The organism is Bradyrhizobium vignae, assembly GCF_004114425.1.
GTDB classification, from domain to species: Bacteria; Pseudomonadota; Alphaproteobacteria; order Rhizobiales; family Xanthobacteraceae; genus Bradyrhizobium; species Bradyrhizobium vignae.
Window position 1 is genome coordinate 51,446 of sequence record NZ_RDQF01000015.1, and the last position, 21,149, is coordinate 72,594.

The 21,149-nt window shown below is 61.7% G+C and carries 24 protein-coding genes, 1 tRNA gene and 1 pseudogene; 16 read left to right on the forward strand and 10 right to left on the reverse strand.

Going from position 1 to position 21,149, the window contains the following annotated elements; translation table 11 throughout:
• Positions 1 to 467: 467 nt before the first annotated feature.
• The 4 genes from EAV90_RS15175 to EAV90_RS15190 all read left to right on the forward strand — a co-directional run bounded on the left by EAV90_RS15175 (position 468) and on the right by EAV90_RS15190 (position 3,791).
• Positions 468 to 1,454 (forward strand): AraC family transcriptional regulator, encoded by a 987-nt coding sequence (locus EAV90_RS15175; protein ID WP_129143848.1) that lies wholly within the window; start codon positions 468 to 470, stop codon positions 1,452 to 1,454.
• 86 nt (positions 1,455 to 1,540) lie between these two features.
• Positions 1,541 to 2,221 carry a nitroreductase family protein gene (locus EAV90_RS15180; RefSeq protein WP_208738500.1) on the forward strand — a complete coding sequence of 227 codons (681 nt, stop codon included), beginning with the start codon at positions 1,541 to 1,543 and terminating at the stop codon, positions 2,219 to 2,221.
• 35 nt (positions 2,222 to 2,256) lie between these two features.
• Positions 2,257 to 2,802: a carboxymuconolactone decarboxylase family protein gene (locus EAV90_RS15185; RefSeq protein WP_129143849.1), complete on the forward strand. Its 546-nt coding sequence runs from the start codon at positions 2,257 to 2,259 to the stop codon at positions 2,800 to 2,802.
• 71 nt (positions 2,803 to 2,873) lie between these two features.
• Positions 2,874 to 3,791 (forward strand): NADP-dependent oxidoreductase, encoded by a 918-nt coding sequence (locus EAV90_RS15190; protein WP_129143850.1) that lies wholly within the window; start codon positions 2,874 to 2,876, stop codon positions 3,789 to 3,791.
• 296 nt (positions 3,792 to 4,087) lie between these two features.
• Here the strand turns inward: EAV90_RS15190 and EAV90_RS15195 are convergent.
• The 4 genes and pseudogenes from EAV90_RS15195 to EAV90_RS15210 form a co-directional block, all read right to left on the reverse strand.
• Positions 4,088 to 4,630: pseudogene (locus EAV90_RS15195) on the reverse strand (VOC family protein); the annotation flags it as partial.
• Positions 4,631 to 4,736: 106 nt separating this feature from the next.
• Positions 4,737 to 5,498: an SDR family oxidoreductase gene (locus EAV90_RS15200; protein WP_129143852.1), complete on the reverse strand. Its 762-nt coding sequence runs from the start codon at positions 5,496 to 5,498 to the stop codon at positions 4,737 to 4,739.
• A 63-nt stretch (positions 5,499 to 5,561) separates the two neighbouring features.
• On the reverse strand, positions 5,562 to 6,038 hold the full coding sequence (locus EAV90_RS15205; RefSeq protein ID WP_129143853.1) for a DUF6130 family protein: 477 nt from the start codon (positions 6,036 to 6,038) through the stop codon (positions 5,562 to 5,564).
• A 63-nt stretch (positions 6,039 to 6,101) separates the two neighbouring features.
• Positions 6,102 to 6,866, reverse strand: coding sequence for a DUF6875 domain-containing protein (locus EAV90_RS15210; protein ID WP_129143854.1), 765 nt, complete (start codon positions 6,864 to 6,866; stop codon positions 6,102 to 6,104).
• Positions 6,867 to 7,052: 186 nt separating this feature from the next.
• On the opposite strand from EAV90_RS15210, the gene EAV90_RS15215 reads away from it, so the two are divergent.
• The 4 genes from EAV90_RS15215 to EAV90_RS41705 all read left to right on the forward strand — a co-directional run bounded on the left by EAV90_RS15215 (position 7,053) and on the right by EAV90_RS41705 (position 9,664).
• Complete coding sequence (locus EAV90_RS15215) at positions 7,053 to 7,904, forward strand: AraC family transcriptional regulator (RefSeq protein WP_129143855.1); 852 nt, start codon at positions 7,053 to 7,055, stop codon at positions 7,902 to 7,904.
• 86 nt (positions 7,905 to 7,990) lie between these two features.
• Positions 7,991 to 8,620, forward strand: coding sequence for a DMT family transporter (locus EAV90_RS40145; protein WP_208738501.1), 630 nt, complete (start codon positions 7,991 to 7,993; stop codon positions 8,618 to 8,620).
• Positions 8,596 to 8,973 (forward strand): EamA family transporter, encoded by a 378-nt coding sequence (locus EAV90_RS40150; RefSeq protein WP_208738502.1) that lies wholly within the window; start codon positions 8,596 to 8,598, stop codon positions 8,971 to 8,973. Before EAV90_RS40145 ends, EAV90_RS40150 begins: the two co-directional genes overlap by 25 nt.
• A gap of 55 nt (positions 8,974 to 9,028) precedes the next feature.
• On the forward strand, positions 9,029 to 9,664 hold the full coding sequence (locus EAV90_RS41705) for a tautomerase family protein (protein WP_129143856.1): 636 nt from the start codon (positions 9,029 to 9,031) through the stop codon (positions 9,662 to 9,664).
• On the opposite strand, the gene EAV90_RS15230 is transcribed toward EAV90_RS41705, so the two are convergent.
• The 3 genes from EAV90_RS15230 to EAV90_RS15240 all read right to left on the reverse strand — a co-directional run bounded on the left by EAV90_RS15230 (position 9,565) and on the right by EAV90_RS15240 (position 11,557).
• Positions 9,565 to 9,954 carry a cupin domain-containing protein gene (locus EAV90_RS15230; protein WP_129143857.1) on the reverse strand — a complete coding sequence of 130 codons (390 nt, stop codon included), beginning with the start codon at positions 9,952 to 9,954 and terminating at the stop codon, positions 9,565 to 9,567. The genes EAV90_RS41705 and EAV90_RS15230 overlap by 100 nt on opposite strands.
• 67 nt (positions 9,955 to 10,021) lie before the next feature.
• Positions 10,022 to 10,774 (reverse strand): SDR family oxidoreductase, encoded by a 753-nt coding sequence (locus EAV90_RS15235; RefSeq protein ID WP_129143858.1) that lies wholly within the window; start codon positions 10,772 to 10,774, stop codon positions 10,022 to 10,024.
• Positions 10,775 to 10,978: 204 nt separating this feature from the next.
• Positions 10,979 to 11,557, reverse strand: coding sequence for a hypothetical protein (locus EAV90_RS15240; protein WP_245509526.1), 579 nt, complete (start codon positions 11,555 to 11,557; stop codon positions 10,979 to 10,981).
• Between the two features lie 445 nt (positions 11,558 to 12,002).
• Here EAV90_RS15240 and EAV90_RS15245 point away from each other — a divergent pair, with 445 nt between their 5' ends.
• The 6 genes from EAV90_RS15245 (at position 12,003) to EAV90_RS15270 (ending at position 16,884) form a co-directional block, all read left to right on the forward strand.
• Entirely contained in the window at positions 12,003 to 12,953 is a 951-nt protein-coding gene (locus tag EAV90_RS15245; RefSeq protein ID WP_129143859.1) for a helix-turn-helix transcriptional regulator, read from the forward strand.
• Positions 12,954 to 12,957: 4 nt separating this feature from the next.
• Positions 12,958 to 13,686 carry an SDR family NAD(P)-dependent oxidoreductase gene (locus tag EAV90_RS15250; protein WP_245509527.1) on the forward strand — a complete coding sequence of 243 codons (729 nt, stop codon included), beginning with the start codon at positions 12,958 to 12,960 and terminating at the stop codon, positions 13,684 to 13,686.
• 210 nt (positions 13,687 to 13,896) lie between these two features.
• On the forward strand, positions 13,897 to 14,160 hold the full coding sequence (locus EAV90_RS39510) for a hypothetical protein (protein WP_164936947.1): 264 nt from the start codon (positions 13,897 to 13,899) through the stop codon (positions 14,158 to 14,160).
• 97 nt (positions 14,161 to 14,257) lie between these two features.
• On the forward strand, positions 14,258 to 14,560 hold the full coding sequence (locus tag EAV90_RS15260) for a hypothetical protein (RefSeq protein WP_129143861.1): 303 nt from the start codon (positions 14,258 to 14,260) through the stop codon (positions 14,558 to 14,560).
• Between the two features lie 113 nt (positions 14,561 to 14,673).
• On the forward strand, positions 14,674 to 15,891 hold the full coding sequence (locus EAV90_RS15265; RefSeq protein ID WP_129143862.1) for an NAD(P)/FAD-dependent oxidoreductase: 1,218 nt from the start codon (positions 14,674 to 14,676) through the stop codon (positions 15,889 to 15,891).
• 96 nt (positions 15,892 to 15,987) lie between these two features.
• Positions 15,988 to 16,884, forward strand: coding sequence for an MBL fold metallo-hydrolase (locus EAV90_RS15270; RefSeq protein WP_129143863.1), 897 nt, complete (start codon positions 15,988 to 15,990; stop codon positions 16,882 to 16,884).
• Here the strand turns inward: EAV90_RS15270 and EAV90_RS15275 are convergent.
• A complete protein-coding gene (locus tag EAV90_RS15275) occupies positions 16,881 to 17,585 on the reverse strand; it encodes a hypothetical protein (RefSeq protein ID WP_245509528.1) in 705 nt (234 codons plus the stop codon). The genes EAV90_RS15270 and EAV90_RS15275 overlap by 4 nt on opposite strands.
• A 691-nt stretch (positions 17,586 to 18,276) precedes the next feature.
• Between EAV90_RS15275 and EAV90_RS15280 the strand changes: the two genes are divergently transcribed.
• Together EAV90_RS15280 and EAV90_RS15285 are read left to right on the forward strand one after the other, a co-directional pair.
• Entirely contained in the window at positions 18,277 to 18,900 is a 624-nt protein-coding gene (locus tag EAV90_RS15280) for a ParA family protein (protein WP_129143865.1), read from the forward strand.
• Positions 18,897 to 19,241, forward strand: a complete 345-nt coding sequence (locus EAV90_RS15285; RefSeq protein WP_129143866.1) for a hypothetical protein — start codon at positions 18,897 to 18,899, stop codon at positions 19,239 to 19,241. The genes EAV90_RS15280 and EAV90_RS15285 overlap by 4 nt, the downstream gene beginning before the upstream one ends.
• A 1,025-nt stretch (positions 19,242 to 20,266) precedes the next feature.
• Here EAV90_RS15285 and EAV90_RS15295 read toward each other — a convergent pair.
• Complete coding sequence (locus tag EAV90_RS15295) at positions 20,267 to 20,947, reverse strand: hypothetical protein (protein WP_129143868.1); 681 nt, start codon at positions 20,945 to 20,947, stop codon at positions 20,267 to 20,269.
• 102 nt (positions 20,948 to 21,049) lie between these two features.
• Positions 21,050 to 21,124: transfer RNA gene (locus EAV90_RS15300), tRNA-Gln, on the reverse strand.
• Positions 21,125 to 21,149: the final 25 nt, after the last annotated feature.

Here is a 21,149-nt window from a genome sequence, read left to right on the forward strand (position 1 = left end):
CACGGTCAAAAGCTACGGTTTGCGCGGAGAATAGGGGTTACATCGCGCAACTAGCCGCAGCAGCCTTTGTCGCGCTACTCGTTTTTGCTGTCGATTCGACTTTGCAGTGGCGGGAAAGGCAGGAGTTGAACCTACGGCAAGGGTTCCCGGCGTTCGCCGCCATTGAGGGTACGAGAGCGCATCGATTGGGCACATCAGGCTTTTTGCGGCATTGTGATTCATCCTTCGACGGTCAATGAGGATAGACCTCATCGTCGTCCAGCGTGCCGCCCGGCCTCTTGCGCGAAGCCTGAGCACCCATATTCAAACTGGGTACCGACACGCTTGAAATCACCGCCGATGAATGCAATCAGCAGGTGAGACTATTGGCCTTCGTCGCCGCGATCAATGAGGAGGAACTCCCAGCCTTTCGCCGAAGGCGTTGCTAATTGATATGCTGTATCGGCTATTCACGTTCTCGAGGTCTTATGTCTCAAGTCGACTGGTTGAGTCATCTCCTCCAAATCATCACCGTGACCGGCCAACTCGAGGTCCGCTGCGCCTACGGCGCTCCATGGCGTATCATCTGGCCCAAGGCGGCGGCGAACGAGATCCCCTACCATGTCATCGTCAAGGGCCGTGCCATTTTCGAGGACCCGATTTCGAGAGCTGTGCAGGAGCTTGGGAGCGGGGATATCGTACTGCTCCCTCACGGTTCGGCGCATACGCTGCACGACGGCAGCGGCGAAACGCCGATCAGGACGCACCAAAGCAGGGGCTCCGCAGGATGGATGCTGAGCGAGAACGATGCACCGGGTGAGCAACTCGATCTGCTGTGCGGACGATTTTTCGTCGTGCCACCCCATGATCGACTTATCCGCAACTACCTGCCGGCAAATCTGGTCGTGCGGGCTATGAAAAACCATGGAGAAGAGGACATGGGATCGGCATCGAGTCAGCTTTCCGGGCTGGTCAGCCTGATGCGAATGGAGTCCTCTGGTGACAGAGCGGGAGGTCGCGCCATTCTCAACGCGCTTTCTTCGGTCTTGTTCACTCTGGTTCTCCGCGCCGCGAGCGAAGCCGGCAAATCCACCGAGGGCTTGTTGGCGCTTGCCGGCAATCCGAGATTGGCAGCGGCCATTGCGGCGATGTTCGCGGATCCAGCGCGACCTTGGAAGCTTCCCGATCTGGCCGATCTATGCGGCATGTCACGCGCGACATTCATGCGCCAGTTTCAGGACAAGCTAGGTCGCTCCGCCCTCGACCTGTTGACCGATTTTCGCATGAGCATGGCCGCCAACGAGCTCAAGAACCCAAGGACCAGCACGGAGGCTGTAGCCGAGACTGTCGGGTATCAATCCGTTTCGGCATTCCGGCGCGTGTTTGCCGAGCGGATGGGGATGACACCGGGGGAATGGCGCCGACTGGCGCACAATGGCGATGAGACTGAGTCGTCGCCAGAACGATCCTTTTGAGCATCAATTTGAGCCAATAGAGGCTCGAAACGATCAAGTCCAGCGGTAAATTGGGCTCCGTCATCACTTGATAACGGAGCACCCCAATGCACAACACCGCTACAACCGCTGACCATCGCGAAACCTCCCGCTGGCCCGCGGGGAAGGTTCCGACAAATGCCGTCATCGAAACCATTCTGAGCCGCAGTGCTGCAAAGTATTACGACCCGACGGCCGTCCTCAGCGACGATCAGATCCGTGACCTCGTGCGGATCGGCACATCAGCGCCGACATCCTTCCATCTGCAGAACTGGCGCTTCATCGCCGTGCGCTCAAGCGAAGCAAAGGCGCGGCTGCTTCCGATCGCCTGGAACCAGCCCGCAATCACCGAAGCAGCCGTGACCTTCATCATTGTCGGCCAATTGGCCGATGCCAGCACCGTTCCTGCGCGCCTGGCGCCCGTCGTGGAAGCCGGAATCATGCCGGCACATATGGTGCCGGAATGGGAGGGGCCTGCGCGCGGCCTGTACGACAATCATCCGCAGCGCCAGCGCGATGAGGCCGTACGCACCGCGACCTTCGGCGCCGCAGCCATCATCTATGCAGCCCGCTCGCTGGGCCTCGGTTCGACACCGATGATCGGTTTCGATGCAGAGGCCGTGCACAGAGAGTTCGGCCTGGGCGAAGACGAAGTCCCCGTCATGCTGCTGACTGTCGGGCCGGAGCGTCCTGGCAACTGGCCGCAGAAGCCGCGCCTTCCCGTGGCCGATGTGCTGCACTTCGCATAACCAACTCTGAACTCAATCATCCAAGGAGAAATATCATGGCCAGAGCTGCTGCTCTGAAGCCGGAACACGTTCCGGCCGATTCGAAACCAACGCTCGATGCGTTCACTAAGAACATCGGGTTCACGCCAAACATGATGGCGACCTTCGCGCAAAGCCCGATCGCGTTCAATGCATGGGCCGCTTTGCTCGGCTCGCTGAGCAAGGCGCTCGACGTCAAGACGCGCGACAGCATCGGCCTTGCGGTCTCCGAAGTGAACGGCTGCGACTATTGCCTGACGGTGCACAGCTTCACGGCGGAGCACATGGCCAAGCTCCCGGCCGAGGACATCCTCCTCGCCCGAAAGGGTCATGCCAGGGACCCGAAGCGGGATGCCGCCGTCCGGTTTGCACGCAAGATCATCGAGAGTCGCGGCCATGTCACCGACGCCGATCTGCAAGCCGTCCGCGATGCGGGCTACACGGATGCGAACATCATGGAGATCGTCGCGCTTGTGGCCATGTACTCGCTGACGAACTTCTTCAACAACGTGTTCCATCCCGACAAGGACTTCCCAGCGGTAGCACCGGCCGGCGCGATCTGAGCACGATCTTCACGGTTCGCGGACCGGGAAGCTCGGAATCTGAAAAAACATCACACATACAGGAGTCGAAGATGAAAGCGATTATTGTGACGGACCAGGCTGCCGGATTTGGCGGAATGAAGCTGGTGGACCGGCCCGACCCTCAACCAGCGATCAACGATGTCATCGCGGAGGTTCACGCATCGGGATTCGTTCCGACGGAATTGGAGTGGCCCTCGACCTGGACCGATCGTCGCGAGCAGAACAGAACTCCGTCGATACCTGGGCACGAATTCGCCGGCATCGTCACGGCGCTCGGCTACGGCACGACGGGACTGTCGGTGGGACAGCGCGTATTCGGCCTTGCGGACTGGTACCGCGATGGCTCGCTCGCTGAATATATTGCCATTGAGGCGCGCAATCTCGCCCCATTGCCGGATGACGTCGATTTCAAGGTGGGCGCGAGTTTGCCGATCTCTGGCTTAACCGCGTGGCAAGGACTTTTCCAGCACGGCCGTCTTCAGGCAGGCCAGAGCGTGCTTGCGCATGGTGCGGCCGGCGCGGTCGGTTCTATGGTCGTTCAACTCGCGCGAGAGGCTGGCGCCTATGTCATCGGAACAGGACGCGCCGCCGACCGGCAGAAGGCGCTCGACTTCGGCGCGAATGAATTCGTCGACCTGGAGAACGATGCGCTCAAAGATGTCGGTGGGGTCGATCTTGTCTTCGACGTCATGGGCGGCGATATCCAGAAAAAGTCTGCAACACTTGTTAGAGCCGGAGGCACGGTGGTGAGTGTGGTCGGCCCGGCGGTGGCTCGGCCGCGAGACGGTTTGGCCATCGACTTCGTTGTGGAGGCTGATCGCGTTCAATTGAGCGAGATCGTCCAGAGGGTGCGGGACGGAAGACTGCGGACAAATATCGGAAAGGTCTCCTCCCTCGACGATGCGGTCGCCACCTTCAACTCGGCCCAGCGACGTCAGGGTAAGACGATCATTCAGGTTCGCTCGTAAGAGCTTAGGCATGGAGGAGTGTTCAGCTCTCCCCCATCGAGTTATCGTTCCGCTTCTGGATCGTGGCGAGTGTCTCGCCACGATCCACGCGAAGGATGCGATCGCCCGTCCGTTTTGGGTTAGTCGCGTCAATATGGTTACATCTCGATCGCGGTCGCGCTCGGCTATTCTTCCCAACCGCGTTCGCCGCCGCGTTCAGGAAACTGACCGGGGAGAACCGCGGGACCGGCGCTAAGAAGGTTGGGTTTAAGTTGCTCCATCTGGTCGTTCGTGAATGCGTCGCTACAAGCTGAGCTTCTGCCGGTCTGCTCGTGAACGATGTAGTCCGCGTACCAGTCGGGCCAGTTGGCGTCGGGCTGCCCGGATCGCTTCTCATGCTCTCCATGCGCGGCCGCCGCACGCCTGAGCGCTTCGGCGAGCTCCCGCGGCGACGCAAAGCTGGTGTCAGCCTCCAACCGGCCCGGCAACCGATCCGTCACTTGCTGGACGATCCAACCATTGCCGTCCGGATCAAGGAACGTGGCAAGCGTTCCGCAACTCGGCCGTTCCGGATCAGGACCCGAGACGCGGCCGTTGGGCCCCCCGTGAAGCACCTCGCTTACTTCGACCCCTCGTCTGATGAGCTCATCGCGGGCTGCCCCGATATCGGAGACGACGAGAAAGTGGAGCGGGGCCGCCGCAAGCTGAATAGATGCTGGCGACCCGGGCGGCGTCAACTGGACCGCGCGCGAGCCATCGGCACGGGTGAAGTCGGCATCCAACCGCCAGCCGAGATCGCTGTAGAACTTCTTCGCGCGATCGACGTCGGCAACCGGGAGGACGGCGACCTCCAGCTTCATGGCGAGGCGTTGCGAGTTGAGAGTGTCCAGCGGAGTCCTTCTTCCCTCGGTCTTGAGTTTGCTCATGGGTTCGATTCCTTTCGTACGTTCGTGCTGTGTTGCCCCCTCAAAGCTCGGCGAACCCGCCATCGACGACCATCTCCGATCCAAGCATGTAGCTCGATGCGTCGCTCGCGAGGAACAGAACCGCAGCCGCGATTTCGTCGGGCCTTCCAAGTCGTCCGAGCGGAATCAGCTTACTGGCGCCATCGAGATACTCGCGAAACTGGGCTTCGGTCTGACCGGGGTGTTCGGATTGACCTACGCCCCGAAGAATGGGTGTCTCGATCAGCCCTGGACTGACCGCGTTTACGCGGATGCGCCGCGCGAGCAGCTCGGCCGACAGCGTCCGGGCGAAGGATCGTACCGCTGCCTTCGACGCCGACAGGATAGCACGACCGGCCACACCGACCTGGTTCAACCAGGCCGTATTCAAGATGATGGAGGCCCCCTCGCGCATGATGGGCTCGACCGCCTGGACCGAAAAGAACACGGATCTGACATTCGTGTCCATGAGCGCGTCATATTGCGCCTCGCTGGTGGTCGCCAGCGGCGTCACATAGGCCACACCAGCATTTGCGAAGAAAATGTCGAGCGAGCCGAAGCTATGCTGCACATCGGAAGCCATCTTTCGGAGGGCGTCGCGAGATAGCACGTCGGTTTGCAGCATCAGCAGGTCCCCGCCGATGATTTCACGCGCCCGCTCGAGAGCGTCCGCTTCGCGGCCCGTAATGGCAACTCGCGCACCGTTGGCGCGAAAGAGTTTTGCGGTGGCGAGGCCGATGCCCGATGTGCCACCAGTAATCAGCGCGGTCTTTCCGTTTAGCATGAGTTCTCCGATCGTTTGGGCTGTTGACTTCCGGAAGCGAGCTTCCTGTCGTCGACGGGTGGCCTACTTGTGGTGGCCGGCGTGGCTTGTCTTTTGGTGCTCGGGCACGACGAATTTCAGTGTCGTCGCCTGGCCGGGGAAGACGTTGTGGTCGGCATCCACCAGCGCGATCGTCACCTGGTGAGGACCAGCAGGCAGGCCGGCGATGTCGACGGTGTTGTTGTCGCTCGCGTCCGCCCACCACCACGGCAGGTCATCGACGGTGATGTGAAGATGACCAATACGGGGCGACACTTGGCGCGCACCGGCCCCGAACACCTGGACGATGCGAACGTTTTCCACTCGATACTGCGCCCAGAAGACGCCGATCGCCAAACCCTCGGGAAGCGGGGGATCGACGATCAGCTTGGGAGCGGGCTCGTTCTCGACGGCGACGTACGGCGAAGCTCCGCGGATTTCCCTTGCGGTTTGGGCTGACGCGTCGGTTGCGAGCACTGCGCAGGCCGCTATGGCAGCGGCAGGGATCTTGACGTGAGTCATGGCACTACCTTCTTCTAGAAGTGAGATTCTGAGTTCTTCGGGTCGATGTAAGAAAGCCGGTGACTAGTCGCGCTTCGCGCGCCACGGCTGGCGGCGCAGTTCGTCGGCGAGCGCACGGACCGCAGAACCCTGAAAGCGGCGGGCCCAGAGATCCAGCCACTGTTCGCTGTCCAGAAAGAATTTCCAGTCGCTGACGACTGCCTGCCTTATCAGCAGGAGCGGCACCGGCGCGGTGAACGGTCGAAAACTGGGATTGTAAATCGCAGTCCCTTCGTTGCGTTCGTAGAACGCTCCGAGCACCAATCCATCTTCGGCATAGGATCGCACGGCGAGATGCTCCAGCACTTGGTCAAACAGGGACTTTGCACATTCTGCTGATAGGTCGGTGAAGACAATGACGACCGATTTGTAGACGGCCTCGCTATCGAGAGGCTGAGAGTCAATGAACACTTTCTTGTAGTCGCCGACGAGCTGGACGACATCTTGCACGCGCCGGTCGGCGATCCGCTCGGGAGCGAGCCAGAGCGTCGTACGTTCGATGGCCCGAGGAACGAAGGGGCACACAGGCCCCGAGCGGCCGAGTTGCTTGTCGGGTTTGGCTACGAAGCCATTTATCCAATCCGAGACCGCGCGAAGCGCGTCTCGATCCCCTTCGATCAGCTCGCTCGTCCTGCCGACGTCGTCGAGATCCTCCGGCAGGAAGAGATTGGCAGCCGGTGCCGGCAGGGACCGTCCTGCCGGGCCACGAAGCGTCCTCGCGTTTTCCGCAAGGGCGCTCGCGGCGAGCGTGATGCAAGCCGCAATTGGGGCAGGCGTTTCGAGGGTCACATCGCATCTCCTTTTGATGAGCTATGGGCTGGAGATAGCGGCGCCACTCGCCCCGATCTTGTCGATTCCTTACCTGCTGCACGGAAGTGTGAAGACTGATCGCTATCCCCATCACCTCGACAAGAAGCTGACGCGATCATATGTTCGCGCCATTGCCCATTTTGATTGAGGAATTGGATTGCACGGATGGCCGACAGGCTGCCGAACGGTAACCAATCGATGGCATGGTCCGATGATTCGTTCGCGGCCACAGAATTTCTTTTTGCCGATTATCGCGACTTCGTTTTTCCTCTCCATGTGCATGAGACATTTGCGATTGGCGTCATCGAAGCCGGCGGACAGCACTTCCAGCCGGGGCGGTCACCATCCTTGATTATGCCTGAGGGGACGCTGTGTACAATCGATCCCGGCGTCGTGCATGAAGGAAGACCGGCAACCGAACGAGGTTGGCGCTACAGGATGTTCTATCCCTCTCCTGCACTCGTTGCGGGCGCACTGGAAGAGCCACGCCGCCTCGCCTCGAGTGGAGAGTGGTGCATTGGACAACATGTCATCCACGATCAGGAGCTCTATCGCGAATTCGTTGGTCTGCACATTTCCTCGCAACGCAAAGAAACTCTGCTGGAGCGGCAAACGCGCATCGCTGTCTTTCTTCGGCGGCTGTTCGCACGTCATGGCAATTTTCTGCCTGAAGCGAGGCGGGCGAGAGCCGCTCCGCGTACGGCGTCCCTCGTTCGCGACTACCTTCATGCCAATGCGGAAAGTCAGGTCAGTATCGCCGACCTCGCGCAGGCTGCAGGTGTCTCCGGCACGCAGGTCATTCGAGCCTTTTCGGCAGGAACCGGCATGCCGCCACATTCCTACCTCGTCAGCCTACGGGTGGAACGCGCAAAGGCGCTGCTGAGATCAGGAAGGGGTCTGGCCGAGGCGGCGCTCGATGTGGGCTTTTCCGACCAGAGCCAGTTTACCCGCCATTTCAAGCGACTTACGGGGGTCACTCCCGGTCGGTTCGCGGCGGAAACGTCATCTGCCAGGTAAGGAATCGACAAGACCGGCGTTGCTGGTCTCGACTACGTTGCGCGCATCGGCTGGATGACGCCAGCGCGTGGCGAGGCTAGAACTCCATGACAACGAAGAACGTGTCGTTGGCGCACGAAGCACCTGCTCTGCGTCGGCGAATCGATGTCGCCGACCCGAAATCGGCGAAGGGGATCGCTCTGTTCGCCTTCGTCTTCCTGGGCCTGATCTGGGGCAGCAACTTCATCTTCATGAAGTGGGCCGCCGCGGAAATCTCTCCTGCACAGATCGTGCTGCTCCGTGTTGTCTTCGCGTTTCCAACCGTATTTCTCTATGCGCTGTGGCAGAGGGCTTTGCGTTGGCAACACGTTCGGTACGCGCATCACTTCATCGTCATGTCCCTATTGGCGACAGCAATCTACTACTTTGCCTTTGCCAAAGGGGCCGCACTTCTTCCGTCCAGCATCGCCGGTTTGCTGAGCGGAGCGATTCCCTTGTTTGCCTTCATCTGCACATACCTGTTTTTGCGCGACGAGATCATCACGCTCACCAAGGCGGCAGGCGTCGCTCTCGGCCTCCTCGGCGTGGTTCTCATCGCGCGGCCGTGGTCGGCCGTCGGTTACGTTGGTATGGAAGGGATCGCGTATATGATGGTGGGTTCCTTTAGCCTCGGATGCTCCTTCGCGTTTATGCTCGCAAGTTCATCAGCCCCTTGCAGCTTCCTGTCTCGGCGCTGACGACGTACCAGCTCGGGTTCGCGGTGGTGTTCTTGGTGATGGCGATCCACCTGGACGGAATCGACGCAGTCTTCAGCGACACCCGCGCTTGGATCGGGCTTGTTTTTGGCCTTGGAATTTGCGGGACGGGTCTGGCCTATATCCTCTATTATTACATATTGGCCAACCTGGGCGCACTCGCCGCTTCGAGCGTAACCTACATTCCGCCGATCGTGTCACTTGTCATTGGCATCCTCGTAGCGGGTGAGAGCATCGATGCTCTCGAATGCGTCGCCGTGGTGTTCGTCCTCGCCGGCGTGGCGGCGTTGCAACTCGGCAAGCGAACAGAGCATTCTTGGCGGGCCAAGAACTGACCAGTTGCCCCGGAGGAAGCAAACGAATCTCGACATTCAGCTCGAGGAGAACAAGATGCCGACCTATTTCTGCATGAGCTCCGGCGATCGCCTCGCCGCCGGGCAAAAAGCAAGGATCGCGAGCGAGATCACTAGGATCCACAGCGAGATTACAGGCGCACCCGGCTTTTTTGCGCAAGTGATCTTCCAGCAAGTAGACCTTGGAGATTGGTTCATGGGTGGGGCGCCGCTGACACACGAAACGATCTTTGTGTATGGCTACATCCGAACCGGACGTGCGGCCGTCGACAAAACGCGGATGATAAAGCTGATGGCCGAAGCCGTGGCTTTGGCAGCGGGTGCTGAAAGTCATCGGGCCGTCTGGGTCTACCTCAATGAGTTACCTCCGCGGCAGATGATCGAATTCGGCCATGTGCTGCCAGAGCCTGGTGACGAAGGGCCTTGGACGGCCGCACTTCCGCTGGATGATCAGGCCTTCATGCAATCGATCGCGGCCCGCCCGGCGGCCGCGGACGCTCCGAAGAGCTCTTTTCGGGCTCCCTCAGGACACCACCTAACTAGGCACGACATGTCTGCTCGACCACGTCCCGATCACTGTGCTGGCACCAGCGCCGGTGCGCCCTTGTCCTTGATCAGGAGCACCAGGAATTTAGCCGGCTGGGTTGCGCTCGCGTTCCGGTCGACGACATGAACGTCAGCCGGGCCTTCATAGAACGACTGTCCCGGTGTCAGCGTCACCTCTTCTCCACCCTTCAGCTGCATCACGACGGACCCCTCCAGCACGTAGACAAACGCATGTGCATTGTGCCGGTGGATGGCGCTCGAGCCGCCGGGCGCATGCTCGACCGTGATCATCAGAGCCTCGCGGCCGGGACTCTCCGGAAGGTCCTTGGACATCAGTGGGGTGACGTTGGGCTCCTGAGCCGCCGCCGTGCCGGCCGTGAGGCACAGAAGAGCCAACGCCGCGAGTTTGATCGTCATGGTCGCCGCTCCTTAGTTCGTCGGTCCGGATCCCCTCCTGAGAGAACTGGCGTTCCTCCCATGGAGATCAGGCCGCTGCCTTCGAGCGGCGGAGCCACTCGTCCAGACCGATACGGCCGAGACGCGCCTCGCCGAGCGGCACAAGCGAGTTCTCGCTGACCCGGCCGCCCCAGTATCCGGCCTCGGGATCGCTCACGACCTCGCGCGCATCGCCCACCGCTTTGAGATAGCGGGCGATGACTTCGTTGAACGGGGCTCGTTCCGGTCCTGCGATCTCCACGATGCCGCCTCGCGGCGGCGCGAGTGCCACATCGGCAACCATGGCAGCGACGTCGTCCGACGCGATCGGCTGGAATAGGATAGGCGGGAGCCTGACTTTGTTGCCATCCACGCTGGAATCGGCGATGCCGCCGAGGAATTCCATGAACTGCGTTGCGCGGACGATGGTGTACGGGATGCTGGAGGTCTCGATCAGTTTCTCCTGGGCGACCTTGGCGCGGAAATAGCCGTTGTCGGTCCGGTCGGTCGCGACGATCGACAGCGCGACATGGTGCCGGACGTTCGCTGCGGCCTCCGCCGTGAGAAGGTTGCGGCCGGAGGTCTCGAAGAATTCGAGCACCGCCTTGTCTTCGAATGAGGGCGAGTTGGCGAGGTCGATCACTACCTTCGTGCCCGTCATGGCCTCGGTGAGCCCCTCCCCAGTGATGGTGTTAACGCCGCTCTTGGGCGAGGCGGCCACAACCTCATGGCCGCCCTGACGCAGAATGGCGACGGTCTTCGAACCGATCAGGCCGGTACCGCCGATCACGACGATCTTCATGGTGATCCTCCGTTATCGTTAGACGTGCTCAGCTTTTAGCTTCAAGGCAATCATGGACGCATCGCAGTTGTCGCGAGCGCTGCTGCGCCGGGCGAGAAGCGCGATGGGGCTCACCTGACCGCATCGACGATACCATACGCGAGGCTTTGCCGGCGGTCCGCAATCAGTCAATAAGGCTGATCGATCGGCAGCCGGCCGAACGACTCATTTGCGCGTTGAGAGGGAGCGCGTGCCCCAAGATGCCGGCGTCAGATCGCTTCGGGGGCGGATGTCGGCGGCAGCCGGCGCCGGACGGTAGCGCCGGATCGCGCCGATGATCACGACCACGAACGATACCAGCACAATGCCCTGCACGATGGCAAACGGCGGCTCGGCCGGCGGCACGCTTGGCGCCAGCGCATGCAATGCCGGTACTTTCAGGAAGGACTGGATGACCAGCACGAAGACGTTGAGATAAAGCGAGAGGAGCGCGGTGAGCACGTAGATCCAGCGCCAAGAACCGGCCAGCTTCATGCCGTAAAGCCCAAAACACGCGATCCCCAGCAGAACCAGCGAGAGGATTGCGATCAAATGGGACGGCAACGGCTTCTCGAACAGCAGCGGCGGAATCAGAAGCCCCGAGACGCTGGTCAGGATGGTGGCTGTAAGGAAAACAGCGGTGAGGTTCGGCATCCGCTTCGAGCCGAACATCCCGAACATCACGACGAGGCCCGCCGCGATTGCAACCAGGCTGATGATCACGTGGACCATCGTGAACGTCGCCAAGCTCACACCAAGCATCATGATCCGCCTCCGATTTCGGCCCAAGCCATTGTCATCTCCATCTGTTTGGTTGGGCCACTGCTTAAGGGACCGAGCGTGCGCCTGCCCCAGAGCGATTGAGGCGGTTGTAGAGATATTGCTGTTAAGATGTGCGCTGGATTCTCATTTCCCCGCATGATGACGGCAGTTGCCAGAATGCGGTTGTCCGCCTTCGTCAGAGCTTCACAGTGGTCAATGACAACCAAAAACGTCTGCGGTGCTGACCATCTCCTGCGCGGTGGCTTGTGCGACGGCGCCCCCTGCGCCGCCGCGGCAACGGCAGAATGCGACTTTGGGCGTCTGCAGAGCACAACGACCGTTCAGAATTGAAATCCGCGGCGAATTTAGGCAGGACGCCAGGCCGGACAACGGCTAGAACGGAGATCGAAAGCTCGATCAGGTTGCGCCTCAACGACGAGGACGGTCCATGAGCGGTCCGCGCTTGCGAGATATTGGGCAGAAGCAAGGCGCGACTCCGGCGCAGCTGCGCGATTTGCCGCTGGGCGAGCAGCGCCTTCACGCCGATGAAGAAATGGCGCGCGTGCTCAAGATGGCGCCGCTGCAGATGGCTTCGGATCCGTCCAGCGGCGTGATCACCTTCTGGAGGCATGATCCCCTGCACGACGTCGTCAAGCCGATGGTCGATCATGTGATCATGGCTTTTCCCGCCGAGCCGGTTCGGTTCGAACGCCGCGACGGAAAAGCGTTCCTGAACGGAATGACGCGTCCCGGGACCGTAACGGTCATTCCGGCAGGTTCATCCTCGCGCTGGGATATCTACCAGCCCTTGAGCGTCGTCCACCTCTACCTTCCACAGACAACGCTGGAACGCGTTGCGCAGGAAGCCGGAGCGGCGGCTCCCGGCGACCTTGTGGAACGAACGGCGCATCCCGACCCCATTACAGCCCGATTGCTGCTGAGCGCGGCGGACGCCCTAGAAGGCTGCGCCGCGCTGGATTCGTTGTTCAGGCACCAACTGAGCGATCTTCTGGCCACGCGATTGCTCGCCGCGTACGCCGGCTCGCCGGCAACGTTCCTGCCGATCATGGGCGGGCTGTCGCCCAAGGTACTGGCGCGCGATATCGAACGTCTGCGTTCGGATAGCGATGCGGACGTCTCGCTTGCAGCGCTTGCGGCCGACGCCGGCTTGTCGCGCTTCCACTTCTGCCGCGCCTTCAAAGAAAGCACCGGGCTCTCGCCGCACGCCTGGCTGCGCCAGAACCGGCTCGAGCAAGCCATGAACATGCTGCGCGATACCCAGGTGTCGGTCGTCTCCGTCGCTGCCGCGCTCGGCTATTCCACTCAGACCGCCTTCGCAGCGGCGTTCAGGAAGCTGACCGGAGAAACCCCCAGCGATTGGCGAAGACGCATATCGTGATGGTTTGGGCAACCGTGGTCTCACCCGTTTCAAGTGCAGCGTCGAAAGGAGACAGGCGATGAAGACATTTCTCAGCATCGGCGCGGGCCCGGGCATGGGTTTCGCGACCGCCGAACGGTTCGCCAAAGAAGGTTTCCAAGTGGTTTTGGCCGCCCGCAGCGTGGCCAAGACGCAGGAGCTGGCCGAGAGATTGACAAGGAAAGGATACAAGGCGGACGCGCGACAGGTGGACTCGAGCGATCCGAAGGGCATCGCGGAGCTGGTCGCTGAAGTCGAGCAGCAGCACGGCTCGATCGACGTCCTGCACTACAACGCCGCCTCCGCACGCAAGGCGACCTTGTCTGAACAGCCTCGCGACAGCTTCAACTATGATCTTGCCGTGAACATCGGAGGTGCGCTCGTCGCGGCGCAGGCCGTTGCTCCGAAAAAGGAGGAGCATGGATCGGGTGCGATCCTGTTGACGGGCGGCGGTTTCGCGCTCGCTCCCAGTGCGGACTTTCTCTCGATCAGCATCGGCAAGGCCGGTATTCGCGCCTTGGCCCAGGGGATTTTCGAACCGTTCCGGGACAAGGGAATTCACGTTGCGACGGTGACTGTCTGCACCCTTGTGTCTCCGGAATCGAAGGAGGCCTCGGCGGTGGCCGAGCAGCTCTGGCATCTCTACAGCCAGCCCAAGGACGCCTGGACCTTCGAAACCAGCTACGCCCCTGCGGCACATGAACATGCTGCGTGATACGGACGAGACATCCTCCTAACGCAGCCGCACTAGGCCGTCCTCGCCGGCCACATTCGTCACAGGAGGTGACCGCAACACCGAGCGATTGCCGCAGGCACATGAGTTGGCAGCAATCGCTCTACAGGCACGGCAATCGCGCTGGGGCGGCCGCAGCTCAGATCCGCTAGATCATCGCAATGCCCACATCCAACCGGATGGAGAAGAACGATGATCCGCAAGAGCACCGTCGATTCCCGTGCGATCGCTCTGAATTTCTCACACTGGTCCGCAATTTCCGGCTTTGCCAGCAAGACGGCCGAGACCGTTTCCGACTTCGCCGGCGTCGTGCGTAACCTGGTCATGGACATTCGCGACAGCTACCGGCCCGAGCTGCACTACATGCGCGGCCCCGGCCCGAAGTGGCGCGCCAAGCATCAGCCTTGGCTGGCATCCGACGCTATCCCCAGCGACCGGCGCAAACGCGTTCATTAGCAGCAATCGCTCGACAGCTACGGCAATCCCTCTGGGGCAGCGCAGCGCGCGGTGGACTACACCATCACCGTCCAACGAACGCCGATGGAGATCGACCATGATCCGGAACACCTTGGTCAACCAGCTTGCAATCACCTCACGCCGGCGCGGCCTTGCCACAGCGGTCCTGTACGGACTTTCGCTGGCCGTGCGGTTCACCTCGGCAACCGGCGAAGAGGTGGAGATCCCGGTACAATCCCTGCAGAGAACCTATCCCGCGATCTCCATCACGACGCGGGACCGCCCTTCGCTGCCCTACCAGGATTGGGTTCTGGGCTCGGCTCAGCCCGTCGTTCTTCGACAAGGCTGGTCGCTGAAGACTCCTATGTCAGCGCGCTCGCCGGAGTGCCTCCCCCCATAAGGGCTGACGCCCTCGTTTCACGCCTTCGCGTCGTCGTCGATCGCCACCCTTGATGAAGGGCGGTGGCGGTAGCGCGCGCGGACTTTTGGAAGACCAAAGCAAGGAGCAAAGATATGAGACTAGTCATCATCGGAGCCGGCTTCGCCGGCATGTATGCCGCCCTCTCCGCCGCCCGCCTGCGCGACATCCAGGGCGTTTCGCCGGAAGAGCTCGAGATCGCGCTGGTTTCGCCGGAGCCGACGCTCGTCGTCCGCCCCCGGCTGTACGAGCCGAAGCCCGAGACCTTGACGGCGCCGCTGCTCGACGTCCTCAACGCGATCGACGTCAACTACGTGCAGGGCAGCGCCGAGACGATCGACACAAAGTCCCGCACGGTGCAGATCGCAACTGACAAGGGGCCACGGAAGACGCTGTCCTATGACCGCCTGGTCGTGGCCACCGGCAGCAAACTGTTCCGTCCGAAGATTCCGGGCCTCGCCGAGCACGGCTTTGCCGTCGACTCGCTCGATGATGCGGTAGCGCTCGACAAGCACTTGAAAGGCCTCGCCAAGCGCCCCGCCGTGAACGGCCGCGACACCGTCGTCGTGGCGGGTGGAGGTTTCACCGGCATCGAGGCGGCCACCGAAATGCCGGCGCGGCTGCGCGATATCTTCGGCAAAGACGCCAAGCCGCACGTCATCATCGTCGATCGAAATCCTGCGATCGCCCCCGACATGGGTGAAGGGGCCCGCCCCGTCATCGAGGACGCCCTGCGCAAGCTCGGCGTGGAGACCCGGCTCGGCGCCGGCGTCGCCTCGCTCGACGGGTCCGGCGTCACCCTGTCCAACGGCGAGCACATCGAAAGCGAGACCGTGATCTGGGCAGCGGGCATTCGCGCTGCGCCCCTGACCCAGCAGATTCCCGCCGAGCGCGACAATTTCGGCCGGCTGCTGGTGGACCGCGATCTGCGCGTACCGGGAGTGGACGGCGTCTTCGCCACGGGCGACGCCGCGCGCGCCGCCTGCGACAATGAAGGCAACTACGCGCTGATGTCTTGCCAGCACGCTACGCGGATGGGCGCGTTCGCGGGCAATAACGCTGCCGCGGAGCTCCTGGGGGTACCGACCAAATGCTACCACCAGAAGGGATACGTGACCTGCCTGGACCTTGGCGAGGCCGGTGCGCTCTTCACGACCGGCTGGGAACGCAAGGTGGCCATGGTCGGCGACGTCGCCAAGGAGACCAAGCAGGAGATCAACACCGTCTGGATCTATCCGCCGAAAGCAGAGCGTGCCGCTGCGCTCGCTGTGGCCGATCCCGAACGTGTGACTGATGTGACTGGCTTCCTCTAGAGCCTTCACGCGAAGCGGGCCGCGCTCCGCGCTTGCCGCGCAGACCGCTCAACCAACACCGGCCAGCGGCTTTTCCATCAAAGAGGAGAGAAACACATGAACCGAGACTACACATCCCCCACCTCACGCCTTGGCAAACCGATGCACGACGAGCTGGTTCCATCGCGCTACGCGCTGAAAGTCGGTGATATCGACGTGCTGGTGATCAGCGATGGAGTTCTGCATCTGCCAACCAATGTGTTGGTCGCTACCGCCGACCCGGCTGCCCGGCAGGCCGTGATCGACCAGCTAATGCTGCCGCCGGAAATGCTCGATTGGCCGCTGAATGTGGTTGTGGTGCGGAGCGGCGGCCGAACCATCCTGGTCGACACCGGGGCGGGAGTGAACTCGAATCTGCCGAAGGCCGGACAGTTGACCCATCGACTGGAGGCCGCCGGCATCGATCTTGCGGACCTGACCGACGTGGTGCTGACCCACTTGCACATGGACCACGTCGGCGGGCTGCTCGTCGACGGCGTGAAGGAGCAGCTTCGTCCGGACCTGCGGATCCACGTGGCCGCAGCCGAGGTCAAGTTCTGGGCGAAGCCCGATTTCTCCCTCGTCTCCATGCCGGAGGGTTTTCCGGAGGTGCTTGAATCGACCGCGCAGAAGTTCCTGCGCGAATACCGCACTTACCTGCGGACGTTCGACGACCGGGCTGAAATCGCGCCGGGCCTAGTCGCCCAGCGCACCGGTGGCCACACCCCCGGCCACTGTGTGGTCCGCCTCAACTCCGGCGGCGATCGGCTGACGTTCGCCGGCGATGCCGTATTCCAGGTCGGGTTCGACCACCCCGACGTGCACAACGGCTTCGAGCATGACCCACGACTGAATCGTCCGGCTCCCAGGACTAGTCGCAGGACTAGTCCTACCACTCGTCGGAAAAGCTGTCCTTGCGATCGTAGGTCGATCTGCTCGGAGCAGAATTGGCCGATAAGACATTTCACTGACTAGTGCATGCCTCTGAGTACCCAACCCAGGAGACGAGCACGGAGGCCACCACGCTGGCGAACTTCGATGAAACGCAGAGCCTCGGGACAGTCGGACGCCGCGACGGCCGCCTCCAACAAGCCCTTGGCGGAAGCAGCCGAGATATCGCCCGCATGGCTGACAAGGCAGTCCAGAACGGAGAGGAAGTCATCATGGGTCTTCACCAGGCGGGCGACATCGTCAAGCAGATCAGGACGGGCCGCACGGATCGCGGTCATCTTGGCCAAATCTCCGCGCTTGATCAGTTCGATGATCGACGAGGCGTCCACCCCGGATTGGACGAGGAGTTGGATCAGCTCGAGCAGGGCTTCGCTTGAAACGACCGACAGAACAGTCGAGCGAACATTCTTGCTGTTATCCTTGTCGGCGACGAACGCCTGTGCCACGTCGTAGACGGCGTCCTTGGCCTCCTTAGGCACCTCGACAACGTATTGTTCGAATCCCTCTGCCTTCCGTCGGGCTCGGTACTCTCGTTTGACCTCAGCCGCCTTGGAAATTTTTTTCTTTGCGCGGGCGACGCGAACGTAGGCCTTCGTCGGTTCAAGGCCCAATTCCGCGGCTTTTTCGTCAAATTGAGATTCTTCAGAGGTGTCCGATCCCGGACCTTGATCACGCGTGTCGGGACCACGTTCAGATGCTTCCTCGGCGTCGGCATGCACAGTCATTTGCAGGACTAGTCCGAGGACTAGTCTCCCTATGCTAGGCCACCGCGACGCCAATCGTATCGCGCAAGCCCAACGCTGCGCGTCGATTGACGCCTCAGGGGCGTCGTTTTCAGAGGATTTTCATGGGGTGCGCGAAGCATCCCGAGAGAAGGCTAAGTCGATGGAGAGCCTTCACGCCTTCGCCACAGAGTGGCCTCGGGTACGGAGGTCCGGCAACCTCTCCACGGGCTGCACGACCGCGCTCAGGCGCAGCGGACGCACCCAAAATAGGCCTCGCACGTTTGAGCGCAAGCCTTCCGAGAGAGCATAGTTAAATCGCGTTAACGTCAACCATGACCGGCATCACGAGCCGCATCCCTCCTCATCGGTCGCGCGGCGCTGACGCCGGCGCACAGTGCCATGGCGATGATGCCGTGCAGCGATGCAGCGATGCAGTGATGCAGTGATGCGGCGATGCGGTGATGCGGTGATGCGGTGATGGGGTGATGGGGTGATTTTACAGCATCGCTTTAGGCGACGAGCACAGCCGACTGGCTGACTAATTTCCCGGTGGAAAACTTTAGGCAGCCGCATGGCATACGTCCCCTCAATGCCGATGCCATCGGCGTTCACCCGGCTTTTCGGGAAAATCTCGTCGAGTTGATCATTACGGCTCCTGCGTTCATGCTGGAGCACAATAGGAGGTGCATACATGCGCGTCGCAACGGCGGTGCAGTTGAAAGGCGGGACCGGGAAAAGCACGGCGGTTGTGAACGCGGCCGTGGCCGCGAGGGCTCGGGGTCTTTCCGTGGCGATTGCCGATACCGACCCCCAAGCGTCCAGCGCAATGTGGGCGGCGGCGCGTGGGGGTGCCGCTCCCCTCGTCACGTCCATCAACGCACGTCAACTGCCCGGCTGGCTCGCTGAGAATCAGGGCGCCTTCGACCTGATCTTCGTCGACACCCCGGCCCATGACACCGACACCCTTGCCGACGCAGCAAGGCTCGCTGACTTGGCGATCATCGTCACCGAACCGACCTATCTGGCGAACGCCGTGGCCACCCGTATCCAGGCGGCCTTTGTCCAGGAGGATATCGAGTACGCAATCCTTTTGACGCGCACGCCGTCCCGATTGAACCAGCGCCTCAATCATTGGCTTGGACTGCACCGGCAGCTCGGGACCGTGGTCGACGCACACCTTGCCTATCGCGTCGCCTATCAAGACGCCGTCGCACTGGGGCTCGGCGTCGTCGAGTACGAGCCCGAAGGGCCTGCGGCACTGGAGGTCCGTGCCGCGACGGATTGGATTCTCAAGAAATTGGAGTTGGTTCAGTGAACAAGCGTACCGACCCTTCGATGGCTTTTGCGGCCTCGGCGCAGAATTTGCGAAAGGCCCTGCGTGACAGCGCACCCGGGAGGCAGGTGACTGGGACCACCGAAGAGAGCTGCCGCACAACCCTGACTGTCAGTGAGGACCTCCATCGCGCCGTCCGCCGGCTGGCAGCCGATGCCCGGTGCAAGATCAACGACGTGTTCGTCATCGCGATCGAGGACGCTCTTCGGAAGAAGCAAGCTCTCCCTGGAAATCCCAGCCGGCTCGACCTGCGCCGCCGACTTGGCTTCCCGATATCGCAGGACGAGCCGTCCACACCCCCATCCTCCGACAGCTACAAATAGCGGCCATAGGCTTTATCCTTGGCGGTCGCCCAGCCGTACCGATCCATCGTCGCCTGCTCCTAGACTAGGGGTGATACTGCTTACTCTATGGCTGAGCGAAGTACGTCAGAGAGGGGCCGCGAGACACACCTAGTGAACCGACTAGGTGTACGTCCGTAGGGAATTTTGCGAGAAAGCGCTTCCGGCTTGCCGAAGCGTCAAAGATAACAGTCTCCAAAAGGAGACGATTATCATGCCATATCAGTTTCCCCACGTCGAGGTTTATGCGCGTCGGGGCGCTCATCTGAAGAATTCGTGTGCCCGCAAGGCGTCTATGTTCGATATCCGGGACGAGATGGTCCGCGCGCCACATGCATGCAGCCACGTGGCTGATCCGCACCCCTCGTGCGCTTGCCATTCGCTTCGGCCGCCCGCATCTTTCCATGAGCCTTCGGACGACGAGCCGCCTTGCCGCCCGTCGCCTGGCCACCCAACTCAACCTGACCTTGGACGACATCGCGATGTTTGCCGACGGCGCCGACCCGCATCTGACGCGATCTCAAATCGAGACAATGCTCCATGCCGTCGTCGACCGGCATCTGGCCAAGCTCGACCGGGTGGCCCTTGCAGCCAAGAGCGGGCCCGGCTTCGACGTCGCCCAGGCGAAAGCCTACGACAAAAGGGCTTATTGGGCTTATGCGCTGTTGGACGCCCAGGGCGTCACGGCCGTCGTACGCGACGAGGATCGCGAGCGCATGGCCGCCGACGGGCTCTCCGAGCTCGACATCGAGGCGGTCCAGGACCACCTGGCCATGCTCCGCGTCAACGAACTCGTCCCGACGAAGCACTACATCCTGCGGGGCATGATCGAGGGCGTCGCGGCAAAGCCGACCGCCATGAATCTCGCCGTGGCCCAGGGGACCTATCTTCGCGGGATGAAGCTGGCGCTGGCCCAGTCCGACCGGCGCTACGGTGGAGCGAGGATCGAGGACGACGGGCTGGTGGATCGCATGATGCTCGCCGGGAGCGATCCACCGAAGCCGGCTTCATCGATTGTGAATCGTTCGGTGGATCGCCCCGCCGATCCACCGAAGGTCGACGCTCCCACGATCCCGCAGTTCATTCCGATGGCCGACTTCGCCCAATTTGCTGACCGCGTCGTCCAGCAGAATGACGCGGACGAGCACTGGGACGAAAAAACCCAGCGGCAGGCGAAGAGCATCGCAAACCTGTTCGTCAAGTTCATGGTCCAGGATCAGCGCATTCTCGATCTCGGCCTGCTGCGTCAGCAACACGTCGGGAAGTTCGTCGATTTCTTGCGTTTCGACATCTACAAGCACTACGGCAAGTCGACGCGGGACGAGCAACTGACGATCGAGCAGCTTCGCGAGAAGGGGCGATCCGTCGTGCAGGCCAAGCGTGGGATCGGTGGCGGCACGCTCAATCGCCATGCGACCTTCCTCGGCCAGATCTTCGACCACGCCATCGCGCGCGGTGTGAAGAGCCTGGAAAGCATCGATCTGACCAAACTGCGCGCAAAGAGCCGCAGCAAGAACAAGCGCGCCCGCGACGAGAGGCGCAAGCTCCCCATCGACAGCGCGAAGGCGATCTTTCAGACGCCGCCGTTCATCAACTGCGCCGGCTGGGACGATCTCGGGAAGTGGGGCGAGCAGGGTCCGGCGCCGCCAGTAGTAGACCGCTTCGCGGCGAAAGATGTGGAAAGCCATGGTTCGAGCGACACCCTGTGCAGCAGGAATGTGTCGCAGAGCTGTGCCTCAGCTCCCCAGCCAGGCCGAATTCATCAGGATTTTCAGGCGCGGAGGGCTCTCTGGCTGGGGCGGGAGGGATCGAACCTCCGAATGGCGGAATCAAAATCCGCTGCCTTACCGCTTGGCTACGCCCCAACAGACGGCGAACGGGGTAGAACCG